We start from the raw sequence: 20,081 nt of genomic DNA on the forward strand, positions 1-20,081 counted from the left end.
AAGACCATTAAAAATGGGCTTGACGGCAATGCTTTGTCCTAAGGTAAAAATTCCTCTACGCCCCGATTGGCAAGCAGATCGGCTAGCTCATTTCCGGGGTGTCCATTGTGTCCGCGTACCCAATGCCAGGAAATCTGGTGTAAGGGGAGGAGAGCATCAAGCTCTTGCCATAAATCCGCATTCTTAACGGGATCCTTGCTGGCCGTCTTCCAACCTCTTTTTTTCCAACCTTCGAGCCACTCAGTGACGCCTTTTTGGACGTACTGCGAGTCAGTCCAAAGCTCTACAGAGCTGGTTTGCTTAAGGGCTCGAAGCGCATGAATAACTGCGCTAATTTCCATGCGGTTATTGGTGGTTAGTTCAGCGCCTCCATGCAGGTGTTTTTCATGCTCACCTGAACGGAGGACAGCACCCCAGCCTCCTGGCCCAGGATTGCCTTTACAGGCACCATCGGTATAAATGACGATATGGGGTGTGGATTTAGCAATACTCATGGCGTTAATTTACTGTGTCTTTGCTATCGACTAAATTTTGATGACTTTCAGTTGCTGGACTCAGTTGGGGAATTGCTGGAATGCGTTTCGTTTGAATCTGACCAATCAAGCGCATGCCTGGGTGGCGTTTAATGGCAGAAACGATAAAAATAGCTCCAAAAATCGGCCACCATCGATTACCTGCAAGCTCCATAAAATCCATTCTGGCCATGTTTGATTCTTTGGTGAGAGGGAGTTTGTAACAACCAAAATGACCCCGATCCAGAGAAAAGTTGAGTAATTGCAGCCAATCTTTTACGCGAATGAGACTGATAAATTGACCATCCCGGGGGAGGTAGGGGTTGCCAATTAGTCTGCTTAAGTATTGACGAGCCCCCCAAAGGCTTGCTGGATTAAACCCAGAAATAATGAGTCGGCCTTCAGGGCGCAAAACACGTTCAGCCTCTCTGAGTACCTGATGGGGGTCAGCAGCAAACTCTAATACATGGGGCAGTACCAACAAATCGATACTTTCAGAGGCAAAGGGTAGTTCTGATGAGTGACCTTCAATTTGATGCCAATTGAACTGATTGGGGTGTTTTTCTCGATCGGAGGATTCAATCACGAGGGCATGTAAAGGCATGCGATTTTCGGCCAAGGTATTGATCTGCGGTAAACCCACTTGCACCGCATGAAATCCAAAGACATCGGCCACTATTTGGTCAAAACACTGCTGCTCCCAATTTAGGATATATTTTCCTGGTGGGGACTGAAGCCACTTCTCCCATGAACTCCATGGTGGGGCTGGCATCGGCGATAAAGGGGGTGGGGTTGGTATCATCGGTTTATGGATAAGAATACTTTATTGCACGTATGGCCGATACCGGCTTTTGATGACAATTACATCTGGTGTATTCATGATGGTCGATCTGCGTTAATCGTTGATCCAGGTGATGCTAGCCCAGTATTGCAATATCTGGCACAGCAAGAGCTTACCTTGACGGGCATTTTAATTACTCACCACCATGCGGACCATACTGGCGGCATTCTGCAGCTATTACAGGCTCTAGGTTCGGACATTCCTGTTTATGGCCCTGCCACCATAGATATCCCTGGCAGAACACAGGGTCTATTGGAAGGGGATAAGGTAGAAATTGCTAAGCCTCGGATTAGTTTGGAGGTATTTGAGGTTCCTGGACACACCTTAAGTCACATAGCTTATTTTGCAAATATGCAGGCTAATGTGGTCGAGCCCATGTTGTTCTGTGGCGATACCTTGTTTGCCTCTGGTTGCGGTCGTCTATTTGAAGGAACGCCAACGCAGATGAGCCAATCCCTAGCCAAATTTATTGCTCTGCCTAAAAATACGCTGGTGTATTGCACTCACGAGTACACCTTATCAAATATTCGTTTTGCCTTGGCTGTCGAACCAAACAATGCCAATTTAATTACCTGGGCAGAAAACGCGAAAGCACTTCGTGATCAAGGTTTGCCTACTCTGCCAACAACGATTGGCCAAGAGTTGCAAGTCAACCCATTTATGCGCTGTGATCAAAAAGAGGTAATAGAAGCAGCCATGCAGATTTCTGGAGAAAAATCTTTGCCAAGTCCCGCCCATGTTCTTGCGGTGATTCGTGCATGGAAGGATCGATTCTGATGTTCTGGCGCTATGCGGCAATCCTATTGATAGCCGCTTTGTCAGGGTGTGCTGGTACAGGCGATTGGTCTTCAGATTCTGCTGGTCGTTCTGATCCGCGGGCAGCAAAAGCGAAGCGGGTCAATCTCAAGGATCAATCTGTTAGCAGCATCTATGCGCCATCGAGCAATTTGTGGATACGTATCCGCGATGGCTTTCAGATGGAGCCCATGAATACTCCGCTAGAAATTGAGCAGGTGCGTTGGTTAAGTGCCAGACCGGATTATGTGCATCGCTCAATGGAGCGTTCTTCACGCTACTTGTTCTATATCGTACAAGAGGTGCATACACGCAATATGCCGATGGAGATTGCGCTATTACCCTTTGTTGAAAGTGCTTTTGTCACCCATGCTAAGTCCAGCGCAAAAGCTATGGGCTTATGGCAATTTATGCCAGCAACCGGCAAAGATTTTCAATTAACGCAAAATGTTTTTCGCGATGAGCGTAGAGACGTCTTGCAATCGACTGATGCTGCCTTAGATTACTTGCAGCGCTTACATAACCAATTTGGTAGTTGGGAGCTCGCTTTAGCAGCATACAACTGGGGCGCGGGTAATGTTGCCAAAGCGCAAAAGCGCAATCTTGCTGCTGGTTTACCAACGGATTATTTAAGTCTGAAGATGCCTAATGAGACGCGCAATTACGTCCCCAAACTCATGGCGTATCGACAAATTGTTTTGGATCCCCAGGCCTACGGAATTGTGTTGCCGGAATTAGAAAACCATCCTTACTTCATTGCAGTCGATGTAGAAAAGGATATTGATGTGGACTTGGTCATTAAATTAGCTGAAATTCCATCGGAGGAATTTCATAATCTCAATCCTTCATTCAATAAGCCGGTCATTTTGAGCAATGCCAATCAACAGATTTTGTTGCCCTTTGGCCATGCAGAGGTCTTTCAGGAGAACCTCAAAAAGTACACCAAACCGCTTTCCACTTGGACAGCAGTGCGGATTGCTAGAACCGAGACTGTTGATAAGGCTGCCAAAACTTTGGGGGTTGATGCAAATGCGCTAAGAGAGATCAATAACATCCCCAAGGGCATGCGGATTAGAGCGGGATCTACGGTGCTGATCCCTAAAACCAATCAACACGCTGGCGATATCTCGATGGCCATGGCTGAGAATGCCAATCTGAGCTTAGTGAAACCCGCTCCAGCGCCTAAAAAATGTGCAAAAGGGGCTAAATGTCCCGCAGCAAAGTCTTCTAAAACCGCCTCCGCGGCAAAAAAAGGGGGTTCTCAGCATAAACACGCATCGACAGGACTTGCAAATTCTGCGAAAAAAGGGACTGTGAAAGCTACTAGCCCCACAGCTAAGACATCTGCTGCTTCGGGGGCTAGCAAAATTCAATAATTTTTCGAATCTTTAACTTACTTCATTTAGGTTGACCATGTCTTATAAATCAGAACACGAACGCTCCATTAAAGACCCAGACGGTTTCTGGGGAGAGCAGGCAAAACTCATTCACTGGGAAAAGCCATACAACACCGTTCTGAATTATGCGAACCCGCCATTTGCAAAATGGTTTGAAGGTGGATTAACCAATCTTTGTTACAACGCTGTAGATCGTCACCTTGCCGATCGCGCTGACCAAATTGCTCTTGTTGCTGTTTCCACCGAAACCAATGTAGAAAAGGCATATACATTCAAAGAGCTCTACGAAGAAGTTAATCGTATGGCTGCTATCTACAAAGCCAACGGTGTTCAAAAAGGCGATCGTGTTTTGATCTATATGCCGATGATTGCCGAAGCGTGTTTTGCAATGCTAGCTTGTGCGCGTATTGGCGCTATCCACTCCGTAGTATTTGGTGGTTTTGCATCCCATAGTTTGGCTTCACGTATTGATGATGCTAAGCCAAAGATGATTGTGACATCAGAAGCCGGTTCCCGGGGTGGCAAATCAGTTCCGTATAAGCCATTGCTCGATGAGGCTATTACGCTGGCAAGCTACAAGCCTGAAAAAGTATTGATTGTGAATCGTGGCTTAACAGAGTTCACTACAGTAGCGGGGCGTGATTTGGATTACGCCAGCGAGCGCCAAAAACACCTAAATGATTTGGTGCCAGTTGAGTGGGTTGATGCAACCCATCCATCTTATATTTTGTATACCTCAGGTACTACTGGCAAGCCTAAAGGTGTTCAGCGCGATACAGGTGGCTACGCAGTTGCCTTGATGTCTACGATGAATCATATTTTCTGTGGCAAGCCTGGCGAAACCATGTTCACCACCTCCGACATTGGTTGGGTGGTAGGTCATAGCTACATTATCTATGGACCCTTGCTTAATGGAATGGCAACGATCATGTATGAAGGCACACCATTAAGTCCAGATGCTGGCATCTGGTGGAGCTTGGTAGAAAAGTACAAGGTCTCCGTGATGTTCTCAGCACCTACCGCAGTGCGCGTTCTCAAGAAACAAGACCCTGCATTCTTAACAAAATATGATCTTTCGACATTACGTGCCTTGTTCCTGGCTGGCGAGCCTTTGGATGAGCCTACTGCGAGCTGGATTCATGATGCAATTAAGAAGCCGATTGTCGATAACTACTGGCAGACAGAAACTGGCTGGCCAATGCTGGCTATTCAGCGCGGCGTAGAGGTCATGCCGCACAAGTTTGGTTCACCAGGCGTACCTTCCTTTGGTTACAACATGAAGCTACTTGATGATGCAACTTCAGAAGAGTTGGGCTCAGACAAGAAGGGCGTCATTGCTATTGAAGGCCCATTGCCTCCCGGTTGTATGCAAACTGTTTGGGGTGATGACAAGCGTTTCGTGAGCACCTATTGGGAAACTATTCCTGGGAAGACGATTTACTCCACCTTCGATTGGGGCATTAAAGATGATGATGGTTACTTCTTTATCTTAGGAAGAACGGATGACGTGATTAACGTTGCCGGACATCGCCTAGGGACGCGCGAGATCGAGGAAAGTATTTCCGGTCATCCAAACGTGTCTGAGGTAGCGGTGGTAGGTATCGAGGACAAACTCAAGGGTCAAGCTGCCATTGCCTTTGTCATACCCAAGGATTCTTCTAATACCGCGACTTTAGAGGCGGAGTGCATGAAGACTGTAGATAGCACTTTAGGCGCTATTGCTCGTCCTGGCCGCGTGTACATCGTTACCGCCTTGCCTAAGACACGTTCAGGCAAGATTGTGCGACGCGCTCTCCAAGCAGTTGCTGAAGGGCGCGATCCTGGTGATATCAGCACTATGGAAGATCAAACGGTTTTAGGTCAAATCAAGACCATCATCGAGCAGAGCGTCAAAGCTTAAGCAGCCCTTTTTTGATGCAAAAATTACCCCATGGGTCCTAGGACTAATGGGGTAATTTGCTTTTAGGCCTAATTGGCTGGGGATTCAAGGGTTTAGAGTGCAAAACTGGTATCATTACTAGGTTCGAAACTTAATAAATTACCCTAGCGCTTAAAGACACTCACCTCCCGCACAAACAGTCCTGGGTTGGTCTTTTTGGGGTGTTGAGCGTCGGATGGAGCAGGGACTGGAGATGGTTTGTCACCCTTGCTTCCTTCTTTTCCTCCCGCCGTGTTGGCTTTAGCCGACGGCACTATATTTCCCGGTCTTAGTATTGGCGCTCCTGGCGAAACTGCTGGCGAAGTTGTTTTTAATACTGCTCTTACTGGCTATCAAGAGATCATTACTGATCCAAGCTATTCCCGCCAAATCGTTACCTTGACCTACCCTCACATTGGTAATGTTGGGGTTAATGCGCAAGATGCGGAGTCTAATCAAATTCATGCGGCTGGATTAGTCGTTAAAGACCTATCTAAGCGAGTATCTAACTTTAGATCTGAAGAGAGCTTAGATGCTTACCTCTCAAAAGCAGGGGTAGTCGGTATTTCAGGGATTGATACTCGTAAATTAACCCGCATTTTGCGAGATAAAGGCGCTCAGTCTGGTGCAATCGTCGCTGGCAAGATGGGTGATGATGTCGAGAGTCTCAGCAAAAAGGCCCTGGAGTTGGCTAAAGCATTCCCAGGCATGGCCGGCTTAGATCTGGCCAAAGTCGTTACGACTAAATCCCCATATCAATGGCGCGAAGCTGAGTGGGATCTACATGGCCCAGACGGAAAACCTGCATACAGAACTTTAGATGCTAGTAAGCCAATCAAAAAAGTCGTTGCTTATGACTTTGGCGTCAAACGCAATATTTTGCGCATGTTAACGGAGCGCGGTTGTGAATTGACGATCGTGCCAGCGCAAACCAGCGCGGCAGAAGTATTGGCCATGAATCCTGACGGAGTCTTTTTCTCCAATGGCCCCGGCGATCCTGGACCATGTGATTACGCGATTGCTGCTGCAAAAGAAATTATTGAAAAGGGTGTCCCAACATTCGGCATTTGCTTGGGTCACCAGATTATGGGCTTAGCCGCTGGCGCCAAAACGTTGAAAATGAAATTTGGCCACCACGGCGCCAACCATCCAGTGAAAGATTTGGACACTGGGCGTGTAGCGATTACATCGCAGAACCACGGCTTTGCTGTCGATGCAAATTCATTGCCAGACAATATTCGTGTCACTCATGTTTCTTTGTTTGATGGGTCCCTACAAGGACTTGCTTGGAAGGATAAGCCTGCTTTGTGTTTCCAAGGCCATCCAGAAGCTTCGCCTGGGCCACATGACATTGCCTATTTATTTGATCGTTTTGTGGAGCTTATGAATGCTGCCGCTGTTGGTAATAAGGGGGGCAAATAATGCCTAAGCGTAGCGACATTAAGAGCATCCTAATTATTGGTGCTGGGCCGATTGTGATTGGTCAGGCCTGTGAGTTTGACTATTCTGGTGCGCAAGCTTGCAAAGCGTTGCGTGATGAGGGTTACAAAGTGATCTTGGTGAACAGTAATCCTGCCACCATCATGACTGATCCCGAGATGGCAGACGTGACCTATATCGAGCCAATCACCTGGGAAGTAGTTGAGCGCATTATTGCTACCGAAAGACCTGATGCGATTTTGCCAACGATGGGCGGGCAGACCGCCTTGAACTGTGCGCTCGATTTGCATCGTCACGGTATTCTTGAAAAATACGGTTGTGAGTTAATCGGCGCATCCCCAGAGGCGATTGATAAAGCGGAAGATCGCCAGAAATTTAAAGATGCGATGACCAAAATTGGTCTTGGATCCGCTAAGTCAGGCATTGCGCACTCAATGGAAGAGGCGCATGAAGTGCAGCAACGTATTCAGAAAGAGACTGGTAGCTTGGGTTTCCCGGTCGTCATTCGTCCTTCATTCACCATGGGTGGATCAGGCGGCGGAATTGCGTATAACCGTGAAGAGTTTGAAGAGATTTGTAAACGAGGTCTGGATTTATCACCAACCCGTGAACTCTTAATTGAAGAGTCACTCTTGGGCTGGAAAGAGTTTGAGATGGAAGTGGTGCGTGACCGTGCCGATAACTGCATCATCGTGTGCTCCATCGAAAACTTAGATCCAATGGGCGTGCACACGGGTGACTCAATTACTGTCGCCCCCGCACAAACCTTGACGGATAAAGAATATCAATTGATGCGTAATGCTTCAATTGCGGTATTGCGTGAAATTGGTGTGGATACTGGCGGATCAAACGTACAGTTCTCCATTAATCCAGTTGACGGTCGCATGATCGTGATTGAGATGAACCCCCGTGTTTCACGTTCATCTGCATTGGCTTCTAAAGCAACGGGTTTCCCAATTGCGAAGATTGCTGCAAAGCTAGCAGTGGGTTACACCTTGGATGAGTTGAAAAATGACATTACCGGTGGTGCAACTCCAGCATCATTTGAGCCATCCATTGACTACGTTGTTACAAAGATTCCACGCTTTGCTTTTGAGAAGTTCCCACAGGCAGATTCTCGTTTGACAACGCAGATGAAGTCCGTAGGTGAGGTGATGGCGATAGGCCGTACTTTCCAAGAGTCATTCCAAAAGGCTTTGCGTGGCCTTGAGGTTGGTGTTGACGGCTTAGATGAGGTCTCCACTGATTTGGATGACATCATCCAAGAAATCGGCGAACCAGGCCCAGATCGTATTTGGTATTTGGCCGATGCATTCCGTATGGGAATGGGCTTAGATGAGGTCTATAACGAGACCAAGGTTGATCCTTGGTTCTTAGAGCAAATTGAAGAGCTCATCACGATGGAAGCGGAGCTGAAGCAACGCAAGATCGATAGCCTCTCTGCTGCTGAACTGCGTTTTGTTAAGCAAAAAGGTTTCTCAGATCGTCGTTTAGGAAAACTATTGGGCGTAGATGCTGCCTCTGTGCGCGCTGCACGTCATCGCTTGAAAGTGGTCCCAGTTTATAAGCGGGTAGATACCTGTGCCGCTGAGTTCTCTACAAACACTGCTTATCTGTATTCCACCTATGAAGCAGAGCATGGCGAGTGCGAATCTCAGCCCACTACCAAAGACAAGATCATGGTCTTGGGCGGTGGTCCTAACCGTATTGGTCAAGGCATTGAGTTTGATTACTGCTGTGTACATGCTGCCTTAGCTATGCGTGATGATGGTTATGAAACCATCATGGTGAACTGCAACCCAGAAACTGTTTCTACTGACTACGATACTTCCGACCGCTTGTATTTTGAGCCTTTGACATTGGAAGATGTTTTGGAGATTGTTGCTAAAGAAAAACCCAAAGGTGTCATCGTTCAGTACGGCGGTCAGACTCCTTTGAAGTTGGCTTTAGATCTTGAGCGTAATGGCGTACCCATCATTGGTACATCACCAGACATGATTGATGCCGCAGAAGATCGTGAGCGCTTCCAGAAGTTATTACATGACTTGAACTTACGTCAGCCACCGAACCGTACGGCTCGTGCAGAAGATGAAGCGCTCAAACTTGCAGAAGAAATTGGCTATCCATTGGTTGTGCGTCCTTCCTATGTATTGGGTGGTCGCGCCATGGAAATCGTTCATGATGGGCGTGATCTTGAGCGCTACATGCGCGAAGCGGTCAAGGTTTCTCATGACTCTCCGGTATTGCTAGATCGTTTCTTAAATGATGCGATTGAGTGTGACGTCGATTGCATTAGCGATGGCCAACGTGTATTCATTGGCGGTGTCATGGAGCATATTGAGCAGGCTGGTGTTCATTCCGGTGACTCTGCTTGTTCATTGCCACCATATTCTCTATCCGATGAGACGATCGCAGAGATCAAGCGTCAAACTGCTGCGATGGCAAAGGGTCTTAATGTCGTTGGCTTGATGAACGTGCAGTTTGCGATTCAGAATGTCGATGGCAAGGATGTCATTTATGTTCTCGAGGTGAACCCACGGGCATCACGTACTGTGCCATTTGTCTCTAAAGCAACAGGCTTGCAGTTAGCCAAAATTGCTGCACGCTGCATGGTCGGTCAGACCTTAGATCAGCAAGGCATCAAATCAGAAGTAAAGCCTGCTTACTATTCAGTGAAAGAGGCAGTATTTCCATTCAATAAGTTCCCAGGTATTGATCCAATCCTGGGACCAGAGATGCGATCTACTGGCGAGGTGATGGGTGTTGGCAAAACTTTTGGTGAGGCCTTGTTTAAGTCTCAGCTGGGCGCTGGGATTAAATTACCTAAGAGCGGCACTGTAGTGCTGACCGTAAAAGATAGCGATAAGCCTAAAGCGGTTGAAGTGGCTAAACTCTTGCACCAATTAGGCTTCCCAATGGTAGCTACTAAGGGTACTGCAGCAGCTATTGAAGCGGCTGGTTTGCCAGTGCGCGTCGTCAATAAGGTGAAAGATGGTCGTCCCCATATTGTGGACTTGATTAAAAACGGTGAAATTTCATTGGTATTTACTACTGTGGATGAAACCCGGACTGCAATTGCAGATTCCCGTTCGATTCGTACTAGTGCACAAGCCAATAATGTGACTTACTACACTACGATTAGTGCAGCGCGTGCGGTGATGGATGGTTTAATGGCATCACAAAATGGCAGTAAAGAGTCTATTGAAGTGTACGGTTTACAAAACCTACACAAGACCCTCAATTAATTTAGGTTAGGTTAGAAGCATGAGCACAATTCCAATTACTAAGCGTGGCGCAGAACTCCTGAAAGAAGAGTTGCATCGTTTAAAGCATATAGAGCGCCCAGCAGTGATCAATGCGATTTCTGAAGCCCGTGCACAAGGTGATCTTTCTGAGAATGCTGAGTACGATGCTGCTAAAGAGAAGCAGGGATTTATTGAGGGTCGCATTCAAGAATTAGAGAGCAAATTATCTGCTGCGCAAATTATTGATCCCGCAACTTTAGATGTATCGGGTCGCGTTGTATTTGGTGCGACAGTTGATCTTGAAGATTTAGAGGATGGCACTAAGTTCACTTACCAAATCGTGGGTGATGATGAAGCCGATATTGCTGCTAATAAAATTTCGATTAGCTCCCCGATTGCCCGTGCCTTAATTAGTAAAGAAGAGGGCGATGTTGTTGCAGTTCAAGCGCCTGGTGGCAATCGCGAAGTTGAAATATTAGCCGTTCGTTACATTTAAAAAATCAAACTTAATCTAAATGACTGCTCTTCAGATTACCTCTCATACTGGAGCCCAAAGACTGTTTGTTTTGGTCGCGGGTTTGTGGGTTGGTAGTCTACTCACGGTAGGTTATTTAGTTGCTCCTGCAGTGTTTTCAACCATGACAGATCGTCAGGCCGCTGGAATGGTTGCCGGGACTATTTTTAGAATAGAAGCCTACTTGAGCTTGATTATTTGCATGGCTTTAATGGTGCTCGCAAACCTGTTGGTGACGCGCGGTCTGAATCAATATCGCCTGATTCGTTGGATCTTATTGGCAATGCTATTGTGTTCAATCGCCGCTGCATTTGTCTTTATTCCGTGGATGAACTCCCTGCGTGACAATGCCCTAGCGCAAGGCATGCCAGTCATGCTCTCGCCATCAGCTGATCTGTTTGGTAAGCTCCATGGCGCATCAAGTATCTTTTTTTCAATTCAAAGTCTCTTAGGCTTATTTTTAGTTTGGCGTTTGACTAAAGCGCAGCAATAAAAAAACGCCGACTAGCGGCGCTTTTTATCCAGAATAAATACCTTAAGAACCCAGTGATTTTTTCTTGGTGCTACTCATGCGCACTTTACGCTTCTTAATAGGCGCTGGTGCAGCAGCGGCTTTGCGGTAGCCAGGGGATGACCAACCAATTTTTGATTCAGCAGCTTCAGAGCGCAGCACTCTTTTCTTTGGAGTGGCACTCTTCACAGCCGCCGCTCTCGCAAAAGGTGACTTGCTAGCTGCTGAGCGTCGATCTGAGCGCTCGGAGCTGCTCGTGCGAACACCTGCTTTGGCAACAGTTCTATTTGGTTGACGCTTGGTGCGAGGGGCTTGCAAAGATTTCTTGGTTTGTTTGCTCGATCTTCCAAGATTGGCAAAAGCTTCATCAACCATATCTTTTGGTTTCCAGAGCACCAGCAATTTTCCAATGTGCTGAACTGGGGCTGCATCCAACTTGTCGCATAACTCTTCATACATAGCGATGCGAGCATCACGATCATCACCGAAGACCCGAATCTTAATCAAGCCATGATGCGATATTGCAGACTTGGCTTCTTTAATTACGGCAGGCGTGAGACCGTCTCCACCAATCATGACCACCGGACTGAGGTCATGAGCGTCGGCTTTGAGGGATTTTCTTTGTGCGGGGGTGATAGTAAGTGCAGTCATGGGCTCGATGATAGAGCATCAGGGCTTGTAAAAAGGCTCTCATGCCCATATATATGTCTATCAAGAGACGTTTTACGTCGATTCCTTTTGCCATAGCGGTGATAAACAAGGAAAATAGACACCGAAAGTGGGTAAGTTGTGGCAAAGAATAAATTTAATAAAAGTTGGTTGCAGGATCATTTAACGGATCCATACGTAAAGATGGCCCAAAAAGAGGGCTATCGCGCCAGAGCTGTTTATAAGCTCAGTGAAATTGACGAGCAAGATCACCTGATCAAGGCTGGGATGACTATTGTGGATCTGGGAAGTGCCCCAGGGAGCTGGTCTCAATACACTCGTAATCGTTTGACTGAGCTGGGTAAAAGCAATCCGCTGATTGAGTCTGGTAAGCCTGATGGCAGCATTATTGCCATTGATATTCTGCCGATGGAAGATATTGCGGATGTGAACTTTATCCAAGGTGACTTTAGGGAAGAGGAGGGTCTAAAGGCTCTAGAAGCCCTTTTGCCAGCCAGTGCCAACGGGAAGGTCGATTTGGTGTTGTCCGATATGGCACCTAATTTATCCGGCGTAGGGGTCGCAGATGCTGCCAGAATGGCCTTTTTAGCTGAAATCGCCCTTGATTTTGCTGTTCACCACCTCAAACCGGAGGGCGCACTCTTGATTAAGTGCTTTAACGGCAGTGGTTACAGTCAAATCGTGGAGTCCTTTAAAAAGGTCTTTAAGACGGTCACTCCCCGCAAACCAAAGGCGTCAAGGGCTAAATCTTCAGAAATCTTCCTCTTGGGTAGAAATCTCAAGCCGCCCAAGTAAATGCCAAAAGTGCCCCAAATTGCACAATAACCCCGAAAATATAGGGGTTTGACAAATAAATATGCCTTTAGCACTTGAAAAAGGCTGGTAGTAGAATCAAATACTTAGATATAGCAATCCGCTTTAACTCCCGGATTAATCCGGCAAAGGTCTGTTTTGAACAACAACATGTTGCAAAAAATTGGTGTGTGGCTCATCGTGGGTCTCGTGCTTTTTACTGTTTTTAAACAGTTTGATAAGCCAAGAGACGCTACTCAGGTCACTTATTCTCAATTCATGGACGATGCCAAAGCTGGCAAAGTGAAGCGAGTGGATGTGCAAGGTCGCACATTACAAGTAACCCCCAATGACGGTAACAAGTATTCCATCATTTCCCCAGGGGATATCTGGATGGTGGGTGACCTCATGAAGTACGGCGTTCAAGTGACTGGTAAAGCAGACGATGAACCCAATATGTTGGTTTCTGCCTTGTACTACCTCGGACCTACACTACTGATTATTGGTTTTTGGTTTTTCATGATGCGCCAGATGCAGGGCGGCGGCAAAGGTGGAGCATTCTCCTTTGGAAAATCAAAGGCTCGCTTAATTGATGAAAATAGCAATACTGTTACTTTTGCTGATGTAGCGGGTTGCGATGAAGCTAAGGAAGAAGTCTTTGAGATTGTGGACTTCTTGAAAGACCCACAAAAGTTCCAAAAACTGGGCGGTCGTATTCCGCATGGTGTTTTGCTGGTTGGCCCTCCTGGAACGGGTAAGACCCTGTTGGCGCGTGCGATTGCTGGCGAAGCCAAAGTACCATTCTTCTCTATTTCAGGTTCAGACTTTGTGGAGATGTTTGTTGGTGTTGGCGCGTCACGTGTACGTGACATGTTTGAAACTGCCAAGAAAAATTCTCCTTGCATCATCTTTATTGATGAGATTGATGCGGTTGGCCGTCATCGTGGTGCAGGTATGGGTGGTGGTAATGATGAGCGCGAGCAAACACTGAACCAGATGTTGGTTGAGATGGATGGTTTTGAGAGCAATAGCGGTGTCATCGTGGTTGCCGCAACTAACCGTTCTGACGTATTAGATCGTGCTTTATTGCGCCCAGGCCGTTTTGACCGTCAAGTACATGTTGGTTTACCTGACATTCGTGGTCGCGAGCAGATTTTGCAAGTGCATATGCGCAAGGTACCAATTGATCCGGATGTGAATGCTGCTGTCTTGGCGCGTGGCACTCCTGGTTTCTCTGGCGCAGATTTAGCAAATTTAGTTAACGAAGCTGCTCTGTTCGCTGCACGTCGTAGTAAGCGTGCTGTAGATATGAAAGACTTCGAAGACGCTAAAGACAAGATCTATATGGGTCCAGAGCGTAAGTCTGCTGTGATGCGTGAAGAAGAGCGTCGCAATACGGCGTATCACGAGTCTGGCCATGCTGTAGTTGCGAAGGTCTTACCAAAAGCAGATCCTGTTCACAAAGTCACCATCATGCCTCGTGGCATGGCTTTAGGTGTGACATGGCAGTTGCCTGAGTTTGATCGTGTGAACTTATATAAAGATCGCATGATGGAAGAGCTGGCTATTTTGTTTGGTGGTCGTGCTGCAGAAGAGGTCTTCTTGAACTCCATGAGTACTGGCGCATCCAATGACTTTGAGCGTGCTACGAAGATGGCGCGTGACATGGTGACCCGTTACGGTATGAGTGATAGCTTAGGTACGATGGTTTATGTCGATACTGAATCTGAAAGCATGTTTGGCCGTACGAGCTCCAAAACTGTTTCTGAATTGACGCAGCAAAAAGTGGATTCTGAAATTCGTGCGCTAGTGGATAGTCAATATGCGTTAGCTAGATCTATTCTTGAGCAAAATCGAGATAAGGTTGAAGCGATGGTTGCAGCTTTGCTCGAATGGGAAACTATTGATGCAGAGCAGATTAATGACATCATGGAAGGCCGTCCACCTCGTGCTCCTAAGCCACAACCCGCAACTACCTTTGGTAATTCAGCGGGGACTCCAGGGCCCGCGGCTGGTGGCGCACCTGCGACTGCTTAATTTCACGAATCCTTAAGTGAGTAAGCAAAACCTGCCCGCAACATGGCGTTGCGGGCGTTTTCTTTTTGACTTTAGCAAACGCAATACCCCAGTAGTGATGGGTATTCTTAATGCCACCCCAGATTCCTTTTCGGATGGCGGTCAGTTTAGAACTCCAAGCGATGCAATTGCTCAAGCGGAGCGCATGATTGCCAATGGCGTCGACATGATTGATATCGGTGGAGAATCAACTCGGCCAGGCGCAGAGCCTGTAGCACTTCAAGAAGAATTAGATCGCGTCTTGCCAGTCATTGAAGCTTTAAAAGATTGCGGAGTAGCGTTGTCAATCGATACCTATAAAGCCGAGACGATGCGCCAAGCACTCAAGGCTGGAGTTGATTGCGTGAATGACATCTGGGCATTACGACAAGAGGGCGCAGTAGAAGCGATCTTTGAGAGTGATAACGATAATCCAGATAAGCAATGCGGCATTGTCTTGATGCACATGCAGCGCGATCCTCAAACAATGCAATTTGATCCTCACTATCAAGACGTGATTACTGAAGTGAAGTTATTTTTGCAAACACGTGCCAGTTTATTGGAAGAGCAGGGTGTCGCTCAAAACCGAATTGCGATTGATCCTGGATTCGGGTTTGGAAAGAGTCTTGAGCATAACCTTGCGATGCTGGCTGATTTTGATCAATTCTCCCAGTTGGGATATCCGGTCTTGGCGGGGATTTCTCGTAAATCCATGCTGGGCAAGCTAACTGGTCGTGACACCAATGAGCGGATAGCGCCTAGTGTTGCTGCTGCCATTCTGGCTGCTGATCGCGGTGCCCGCATTATTCGGGTACATGATGTGCCTGAAACCGTAGATGCTCTCAAGATATGGGCAGCGGTTCAAGGCTAGAGCATCTGATCTGGCAATCCAGATACTCATCAGTTTTATAATGAAACCTATGAAAAAACAATACTTTGGAACTGATGGCATTCGTGGTGAAGTAGGGCAATTTCCGATTGTTCCGGAGTTCATTACTCGCCTTGGCTATGCTGCTGGAAAAGTGCTTGTGCAAAACGCTACGCCGGGTGAGCGTTGCAAAGTATTGATTGGAAAAGATACCCGCGTATCCGGATATTTATTGGAAGCTGCCCTAGAGGCAGGCTTTGCTGCTGCTGGTGTTGATGTAATGTTGTGCGGACCGATGCCAACACCCGGTGTTGCTTATCTCACTAAGGCCTTGCGCTTATCGGCTGGTGTAGTGATTTCAGCATCACATAATGCTTATCAAGATAACGGCATTAAATTTTTCTCTGCGGAAGGTGGAAAACTGACCGATGAGTTTGAGCTGGCAATCGAAGCAGAACTTGCTAAACCGATGGGCTGTGTTAGTTCAAAAGAGTTGGGTAAGGCATTTCGTATTGATGATGCTGCCGGTCGTTATATTGAATTTTGTAAATCGACTTTTCCGGGTGAACTCAATCTCAAGGGCATGAAGTTAGTAGTGGATTGCGCCAATGGTGCTGCATACCATGTTGCGCCACACGTATTTCATGAGCTTGGTGCCGAAGTGATTGCTATTGGCGTACAGCCAGATGGAAGAAATATTAATGATGCTTGTGGTGCCACTGCACCAGCAGCGCTCATTGCAAAAGTTAAAGAAACAAAAGCAGACCTTGGTATCGCTCTAGATGGAGATGCTGATCGTTTGCAGATGGTAGATGCTTCAGGAAGATTGTTTAATGGCGATGAGCTCTTATACGTGCTCGCAAAAGATCGTCTTGCCCGTGGAGAAAATTTAGGCGGTGTGGTTGGTACTTTGATGACCAATCTGGCTGTTGAAAATGCCATCAAAGCATTGGGGATTGGATTTGAGCGCGCTAATGTGGGTGATCGTTATGTCTTGGAATTACTCAAGCAAAAAGGCTGGCTGATTGGTGGAGAAGGCTCCGGTCATTTGCTGTGCTTAGATCGCCACTCCACTGGTGATGGCACGATTGCCGCCCTGCAGGTATTAGCAGCCATGAGTCAAAACCAGCAGAGCTTGGCCCAACTACTCGATTCCGTAAAAATCTTCCCCCAAGTGCTTCTCAATATTAAATTTAAGGCTGGGTATGACTGGAAAGCGGACAATGTTCTTAAATCGCAGATTTCTCAAGTAGAAACGGAACTGAAAGGCACGGGAAGGGTGCTGATTAGGGCTTCTGGCACTGAGCCTGTTCTCAGGGTCATGGTTGAGTCAAACGATGCCTCGATTGCCCGCAATGCTGCCCAGAGTATTGCTCAATTAGTCCCATCTGTCTAAGTAATTGAATTCATTGAAATATTTTTCAATATATCCCGTGTCATAAAAGAGTCATACTCAATCCGTATCGTTCAGTTATCGCAATGTTGCGTGAACTAAACGAGGATTAATCCACATGAAATCATTCTTGAAAAAAGCGCTAGTGATTGGTGCTATTTCAGTTGCCCCAGTTGCATTCGCTGCCGACATCACAGGCGCAGGCGCAACATTCCCATACCCAATTTATGCTAAATGGGCTGAGGCTTATAAATCCAAAACTGGTACTGGTTTAAATTACCAGTCCATCGGCTCTTCTGGTGGTATCAAGCAGATCAAAGCTAAAACTGTAGACTTTGGTGCTTCAGATGCTCCAGTGAAGTTCGACGCTTTAGAAAAAGATGGTTTGGTTCAATTCCCAGCCATTATTGGTGGTGTAGTTCCAGTGATGAACGTTGATGGTATCAAGCCAGGTCAACTCAAATTAGACGGCCCAACATTGGCTGATATTTTCCAAGGCAACATCACTAACTGGAATGACAAGCGTATTGCAATCATGAATCCTGGCGTGAAAATCCCTACAGGTGATATCACTGTAGTTCACCGTGCTGATGGTTCCGGTACAACTGCAATTTTCACTGACTACTTAGCAAAAGTAAGCTCACTCTGGAAAGATGCTGTTGGTGCTGGTGCTGCTGTTAAGTGGCCTGCTGCTTCTTCTGTTGGTGGTAAAGGTAATGAAGGTGTTGCAGCTAACGTTAACCGTGTTAAGAACTCAGTTGGTTATGTTGAGTATGCTTATGCTAAGAAAAACAACATGACTACTATCTCTATGAAAAATAGTGACGGTAACTATGTAATGCCTAGCGACAAAACATTTGCTGCTGCTTCAGCTGGTACAGATTGGTCTAAAGTTCCTGGTATGGGTACCTTTATTACCAATGCTCCAGGTGCAGAGTCTTGGCCTATCACTGGTGCATCATTCATTTTGATGTACAAAAACCCAGAGAACAAAGCGAATTCTGCTGAAGTGTTGAAGTTCTTTGACTTTGCTTTCAAAGAAGGCAAGAAAATGGCTCTTGAACTCGATTATGTTCCAATGCCTGATGCAACAACAGACTATATTCGTAAGAATGTATGGTCCAATATTGCTAAGTAATTTGTTAGATTGATTATTTAATCTCAATATTGAAACAGCTCCACCTTTGGGTGGGGCTGTTTCATCATTAAATGAAGTCCAAATATGATTGAATCAACACAGTCACATTCAGCACCGACGCCCCAGGCGCTTCGAATTGCTAAGCTGCAACGTATTCAAGATTTCCTTTTTCATGGAATAACGCAGTTTTTTGCCTTATCAGTATTGCTTGCATTACTTGGAATCATTATTTCGCTGATTATTAATGCCTGGCCTGCACTGGATCAGTTTGGCTTTGGCTTTTTCTTCACCAAAGAGTGGGATATTATTAATGGAGAGTTCGGTGGCCTCATTGCGATATATGGCACCTTAGTAACCTCTTTAATTGCCTTGCTCATTGCCGTTCCTTTAAGTTTCGGTATCGCGGTATTTCTGACTGAACTTTGCCCAGGCCCATTACGTAGGCCATTGGGTACCGCTGTTGAGTTGCTCGCAGCCGTGCCATCGATTATTTATGGCATGTTCGGATTATTTGTTTTTGCACCAATTTTTGCGGATTATATTCAGCCTGCACTGCAGGGGACGCTTGGCCAGATTCCTGGTTTAGGAATCCTGTTCTCAGGTCCCATGAATGGTATTGGTGTTTTATGTGCCGGTTTGATTTTGGCAATGATGGTACTGCCATTTATTGCTTCGGTGATGCGTGATGTCTTTGAAATCGTTCCTCCTGTATTAAAAGAGTCCGCCTACGGCATTGGCTGTACCACTTGGGAAGTGGTTAAGAATGTTGTGCTCCCTTATACCAAGGCTGGTGTGATCGGCGGCATTATGCTGGGACTGGGTAGGGCGCTTGGTGAAACCATGGCCGTAACCTTTGTCATCGGTAATGCGCATCGTCTGTCAGCTTCACTATTTTCACCTGGTAATTCGATTGCTTCTACATTGGCCAATGAGTTTGGCGAGGCTGAAATTGGTTTGCATTACTCGTCCTTATTTGCTCTTGGTCTTGCGCTATTTATGATTACATTCATTGTTTTGGCGATCGCGAAATGGATGTTGATCAATATGGAAAAAAAGCAGGGACTTAAAACATGAACGGCTTATCAAATATTAATCCAGCCATTTTTGCTAAACGGAAGCGTGCTAACAAAATAGGTCTGATTCTATCTACTGCGGCAATGGTATTGGGAATGGCTTTTTTGTTATGGATTTTAAGTATCCTTTTTTTAAAAGGCTTTTCTTCTATTAATTTGGATGTATTTACTCAGAGCACACCTGCACCTGGTTCTGAGGGCGGTGGTTTGGCAAACGCCATTGTTGGTAGCTTGATGATTGTGGCAAGCTGTACTCTCATCAGTACTCCAATTGGCGTATTAGCGGGTTTATACCTCTCGGAGTATGGAGATAGAAGCAAAGTCGCCTCCGTCACCCGTTTTGTTACTGACATCATGTTATCTGCGCCATCCATTGTGATCGGCTTGTTTGTATATGCCATTGTGGTGGCGCAAGTGCGTCACTTCTCTGGTTGGGCTGGCACGATTGCATTGGCTTTAATTGCCATTCCAGTGGTAGTTCGTACAACGGAGAATATGCTGCGCTTAGTGCCTGGAAGCTTACGAGAGGCTGCTTATGCTTTAGGCACCCCTAAGTGGAAAGTAGCCTTCATGATTACTCTGCGTGCTGCACAAAGCGGGGTGATTACCGGTATTTTATTGGCACTTGCACGTGTTAGCGGTGAAACAGCGCCATTGCTCTTTACTGCCCTGAATAACCAATTCTTCTCTACTAATATGAATGCGCCAATGGCGAATTTACCGGTGGTGATCTTCCAATTCGCCATGAGTCCATATGACAACTGGGTTGATTTGGCCTGGGCTGCAGCTTTACTTATCACCTTTGCTGTACTGGGTCTGAATATTCTTGCGCGTGTAGTATTCCGCCAGAAAGTACAGAGTTAATGAGTAATATGAAAACTATGTTTGACTTAAATACGATTGATAGTCAAGGAATAAGA

The 20,081-nt window shown here is 46.4% G+C and carries 17 protein-coding genes; 14 read left to right on the top strand and 3 right to left on the bottom strand.

The features are described from left to right. Positions 1–38: 38 nt before the first annotated feature. Together rnhA and FD974_RS03705 are read right to left on the bottom strand one after the other, a co-directional pair. Entirely contained in the window at positions 39–494 is a 456-nt protein-coding gene (gene rnhA / locus FD974_RS03700; RefSeq protein ID WP_215365911.1) for a ribonuclease HI, read from the bottom strand. 4 nt (positions 495–498) lie between these two features. Beyond that, a complete protein-coding gene (locus tag FD974_RS03705; RefSeq protein WP_251374654.1) occupies positions 499–1,284 on the bottom strand; it encodes a class I SAM-dependent methyltransferase in 786 nt (261 codons plus the stop codon). A 36-nt stretch (positions 1,285–1,320) separates the two neighbouring features. Between FD974_RS03705 and gloB the strand changes: the two genes are divergently transcribed. From gloB to FD974_RS03740, 7 genes are all read left to right on the top strand, one after another. Then, positions 1,321–2,130, top strand: a complete 810-nt coding sequence (gene gloB / locus FD974_RS03710) for a hydroxyacylglutathione hydrolase (protein WP_215365914.1) — start codon at positions 1,321–1,323, stop codon at positions 2,128–2,130. Further along, positions 2,130–3,524 carry a transglycosylase SLT domain-containing protein gene (locus FD974_RS03715; RefSeq protein ID WP_215365916.1) on the top strand — a complete coding sequence of 465 codons (1,395 nt, stop codon included), beginning with the start codon at positions 2,130–2,132 and terminating at the stop codon, positions 3,522–3,524. The genes gloB and FD974_RS03715 overlap by 1 nt, the downstream gene beginning before the upstream one ends. Before the next feature lie 37 nt (positions 3,525–3,561). Next, the gene (locus FD974_RS03720) at positions 3,562–5,445 is read left to right on the top strand and encodes a propionate--CoA ligase (RefSeq protein WP_215365918.1); all 1,884 of its coding nucleotides are present in this window, start codon (positions 3,562–3,564) and stop codon (positions 5,443–5,445) included. Positions 5,446–5,691: 246 nt separating this feature from the next. Continuing rightward, positions 5,692–6,885 (top strand): glutamine-hydrolyzing carbamoyl-phosphate synthase small subunit, encoded by a 1,194-nt coding sequence (gene carA / locus FD974_RS03725; RefSeq protein WP_215365920.1) that lies wholly within the window; start codon positions 5,692–5,694, stop codon positions 6,883–6,885. Then, positions 6,885–10,148 carry a carbamoyl-phosphate synthase large subunit gene (carB, locus tag FD974_RS03730; protein ID WP_215365921.1) on the top strand — a complete coding sequence of 1,088 codons (3,264 nt, stop codon included), beginning with the start codon at positions 6,885–6,887 and terminating at the stop codon, positions 10,146–10,148. The genes carA and carB overlap by 1 nt, the downstream gene beginning before the upstream one ends. A 19-nt stretch (positions 10,149–10,167) precedes the next feature. Next, positions 10,168–10,644, top strand: coding sequence for a transcription elongation factor GreA (greA, locus tag FD974_RS03735; RefSeq protein ID WP_215365923.1), 477 nt, complete (start codon positions 10,168–10,170; stop codon positions 10,642–10,644). Between the two features lie 19 nt (positions 10,645–10,663). Next, positions 10,664–11,155: a DUF4149 domain-containing protein gene (locus FD974_RS03740; RefSeq protein ID WP_215365924.1), complete on the top strand. Its 492-nt coding sequence runs from the start codon at positions 10,664–10,666 to the stop codon at positions 11,153–11,155. A 42-nt stretch (positions 11,156–11,197) separates the two neighbouring features. Here the strand turns inward: FD974_RS03740 and FD974_RS03745 are convergent, their stop codons facing one another. Next, positions 11,198–11,824 carry a YhbY family RNA-binding protein gene (locus tag FD974_RS03745; protein ID WP_215365926.1) on the bottom strand — a complete coding sequence of 209 codons (627 nt, stop codon included), beginning with the start codon at positions 11,822–11,824 and terminating at the stop codon, positions 11,198–11,200. Positions 11,825–11,962: 138 nt separating this feature from the next. Between FD974_RS03745 and FD974_RS03750 the strand changes: the two genes are divergently transcribed. The 7 genes from FD974_RS03750 (at position 11,963) to pstA (ending at position 20,025) form a co-directional block, all read left to right on the top strand. After that, positions 11,963–12,637 (top strand): RlmE family RNA methyltransferase, encoded by a 675-nt coding sequence (locus FD974_RS03750; protein ID WP_215365928.1) that lies wholly within the window; start codon positions 11,963–11,965, stop codon positions 12,635–12,637. A gap of 156 nt (positions 12,638–12,793) precedes the next feature. Beyond that, a complete protein-coding gene (gene ftsH / locus FD974_RS03755; RefSeq protein WP_215365930.1) occupies positions 12,794–14,671 on the top strand; it encodes an ATP-dependent zinc metalloprotease FtsH in 1,878 nt (625 codons plus the stop codon). Positions 14,672–14,687: 16 nt separating this feature from the next. Further along, a complete protein-coding gene (folP, locus tag FD974_RS03760; RefSeq protein ID WP_251374655.1) occupies positions 14,688–15,560 on the top strand; it encodes a dihydropteroate synthase in 873 nt (290 codons plus the stop codon). A gap of 49 nt (positions 15,561–15,609) precedes the next feature. After that, complete coding sequence (gene glmM / locus FD974_RS03765; protein WP_215365932.1) at positions 15,610–16,953, top strand: phosphoglucosamine mutase; 1,344 nt, start codon at positions 15,610–15,612, stop codon at positions 16,951–16,953. A gap of 115 nt (positions 16,954–17,068) precedes the next feature. Further along, positions 17,069–18,088, top strand: a complete 1,020-nt coding sequence (pstS, locus tag FD974_RS03770) for a phosphate ABC transporter substrate-binding protein PstS (RefSeq protein WP_215365934.1) — start codon at positions 17,069–17,071, stop codon at positions 18,086–18,088. Positions 18,089–18,172: 84 nt separating this feature from the next. Continuing rightward, entirely contained in the window at positions 18,173–19,162 is a 990-nt protein-coding gene (gene pstC, locus FD974_RS03775; RefSeq protein WP_215365936.1) for a phosphate ABC transporter permease subunit PstC, read from the top strand. Next, positions 19,159–20,025: a phosphate ABC transporter permease PstA gene (pstA, locus tag FD974_RS03780; RefSeq protein WP_215365938.1), complete on the top strand. Its 867-nt coding sequence runs from the start codon at positions 19,159–19,161 to the stop codon at positions 20,023–20,025. Before pstC ends, pstA begins: the two co-directional genes overlap by 4 nt. Positions 20,026–20,081: the final 56 nt, after the last annotated feature.

It is taken from the genome of Polynucleobacter sp. es-EL-1 (assembly GCF_018687975.1).
Taxonomy (GTDB): domain Bacteria; phylum Pseudomonadota; class Gammaproteobacteria; order Burkholderiales; family Burkholderiaceae; genus Polynucleobacter.